The organism is Burkholderia sp. AW49-1 (assembly GCF_053427845.1).
The window spans coordinates 1-931 of the sequence record NZ_JBSAXF010000091.1 but is presented as its reverse complement, the minus strand read 5'-3'; the positions used below and the strand labels follow the sequence as shown (position 1 = coordinate 931).

General features: G+C 68.1%; 1 protein-coding gene. It reads right to left on the bottom strand.

Annotated features, from left to right (window positions below):
* Complete coding sequence (locus tag ACV22W_RS33525) at positions 1-828, bottom strand: hypothetical protein (protein ID WP_448023819.1); 828 nt, start codon at positions 826-828, stop codon at positions 1-3.
* Between the last annotated feature and the right edge of the window lie 103 nt (positions 829-931).

Here is a 931-nt window from a genome sequence, read left to right as displayed (position 1 = left end):
TCAGTTGACCTGCAACTGCCCGCCGCGACCGAGGCCGCCCTTGACGTCCTGCGCCTTGTAGCTGCGCAGCGCGACGACCATCTTGTTCCACGCGTCGATGAACGCGACGACCGTCGCCTTGCCTTCCGGCGTCGTCGAGAAGCCGGCGAGACCGCCGCCCACGCCACCGCCCAGGCCGCCCAGCGCCGCGCCGTAGTTGGTCGCCGTCGAGCTGCCTTCCGATGCCGCGATCTGCACGGCCGAGCGCACGTCGAACAGCGTCAGCGTCACGACCGACGCCTTCGTCTGCAGGTGGCCTGCCACCGCCGCGATTGCGCTGTTGCCGATCAGCCCGCCGATCATGCTGCCGATGCCGCCGATCGGCGAATCGTTGATCACGATCTGCGGTTCCATGTAGTAATCGGCCGCGACGCGCTGACCCTTCTGCTGCTTCGAACCCGCACGGTATTCGCCCGAGTTGCGCTGCAGCTGCGTGATGCGCGACAGGCGCGCGTCGCTCTTCTGGTTGCCGATCGACGTGATCACGAAGCAGTTCGACTGCTGCACGGCCAGGCGCAACAGCGGATCGATGCTCGTCACCTTGGTCGCGCTGCCGAACGGGCCCCACCAGTCGGCGTTGCGGCCGTCGTCGACCGCGATCGTGCCGAGCGGCGACGTGCAGCGCTGCAGTTGCGAATCCGCGCCGGCGCTCGCGCCGCCCGCGGCAGCCCCCGTGACGCCGGCGTTCTGGCCGCCGGGCGTCACCATGCCGCCGCAGCCGGCGACGGACGCGCAAAGCGCTGCAACCAGCGCACCTTGAGTGAGACGTTGGGAAAGGATGGTCTTCATGTCGTTATCGATCGATAGAGTCGTTGTTCGGCTTATGTGTTCGTGCGAACTTCGATAAGCCCCCCGGCGTGGCGCGCGATGGTGGTCTCCCCGCAGCCGCCCC